Source organism: Streptomyces sp. SP17BM10, from assembly GCF_036322405.1.
In the GTDB taxonomy this organism is placed as follows: Bacteria; Actinomycetota; Actinomycetes; order Streptomycetales; family Streptomycetaceae; genus Kitasatospora.
In genome coordinates, this window is the sequence record NZ_JAQYXB010000133.1 from 1 (window position 1) to 1445 (window position 1445).

General features: G+C 69.8%; 1 protein-coding gene. It reads left to right on the forward strand.

What is annotated here, in order from left to right; all coding sequences use genetic code 11:
- Positions 1-80 precede the first annotated feature (80 nt).
- The gene (locus PUR71_RS00485; RefSeq protein ID WP_329924278.1) at positions 81-1331 is read left to right on the forward strand and encodes an IS701 family transposase; all 1251 of its coding nucleotides are present in this window, start codon (positions 81-83) and stop codon (positions 1329-1331) included.
- Positions 1332-1445: the final 114 nt, after the last annotated feature.

Below are 1445 nucleotides of genomic sequence, written 5' to 3' on the forward strand. Positions count from 1 at the left end.
TAGGGCTTGGTCAGGTCGGTGCCGTGGTGGCGTGTCCTGGGGAGTAGGTGGCGCGTTGTTGGTGTGTGACACCTGGGGAGATGGCCGAGGTCCGGGAGGACCTGGAGGCGTTCACGGCGGGGTTGTTCGAAGCGTTCACGCGTGCTGACCAGCGGCGTTGGGGGCAGGCGTACGTGCGTGGGCTGCTCCTGGACGGCAAGCGGAAGTCGGTGGAGCCGATGGCCGCGCGGCTCGGGGAGGACGGAAACCGGCAGGCTCTCGCGCACTTCGTCACGACAAGCCCCTGGGATCCGGCGCATGTCCGGGCCCGTTTGTCCTGGAGGATGCAGGACGCCATCGATCCGACCGCGCTGATCATCGACGACACGGGGTTCCTCAAGGACGGCGACGCGTCGGCGTGTGTGTCGCGGCAGTACACCGGAACCGCGGGCAAGGTCACCAACTGCCAAGTGGGCGTCTCGCTCCACCTGGCCCGTGACCACGCCTCGGCGCCGGTCAACTGGCGGCTGTTCCTCCCCGCGTCCTGGGACCCCGAATCGACGAAGGCCGACCCGGACAAGGTCGCCCGGCGAGACCGGTGCGGCATCCCCGCAGGCCTGGGCCACGTGGAGAAGTGGCAGCTGGCCCTGGACATGATCGACGAGACCCGGTGCTGGGGTGTCCACGTCCCGCTCGCCATCGCCGACGCTGGATACGGCGACGCCGCGGCCTTCCGCCTCGGCCTCCAGCAACGCGGCCTGCACTACGTGCTGGGGATCTCCACCACGCCGACCGCGCACCCTGCCGAAGCCCGGCCCGTCACGCCCGCCTACAGCGGCACCGGCCGGCCGCCGGTGGCGAAGTACCCGGACAAGGCCCGCAGTGTGAAGGACCTGGCCATCGCTGCCGGGCCGAAAGCGGCCAGGCCGGTGTCGTGGCGGGAGGGGTCGCGCCCCGGCAAGGCGAAGAGCGGCTTCAAGCGGATGTATTCGCGCTTCGTGGCGCTGCGGATCCGCCCGGCCGGACGCGAGATCCGCGACGCCACCGAGGGCGTGGAGCTGGCCGAGTGCTGGCTGCTGGCCGAATGGCCCGCCAAGGAAGCCGAGCCGATCCAGTTCTGGCTCTCGAACCTGCCCGCCGACACCCCGCTGACCACTCTGGTGCGAATGGCCAAGCTCCGCTGGCGGATCGAGCACGACTACCGGGAGATGAAACAGGCCCTCGGCCTGGCCCACTTCGAGGGCCGCACGTTCACCGGCTGGCATCACCACGTCACGCTCGTCTCTCTCGCCCACGCGTTCTGCACCCTGCGCAGACTGGCCACCGCCCCAAAAGACGCGGGGCCGGCCTGAGCCTCTACCAAGTCGTCCGCGAGCTCCAGATCCTTCTGGCGACCTGGGCCGGCGCCTGCCCCACCTGCCACCGCGACATACCCACACGAAAACAGACCTGACCAAGCCCTACTA

Coding starts and splice junctions, on each gene's coding strand:
- PUR71_RS00485 (WP_329924278.1), top strand. CDS start 81: ATGGCCGAGGTCCGGGAGGACCTGGAGGCGTTCACGGCGGGGTTGTTC.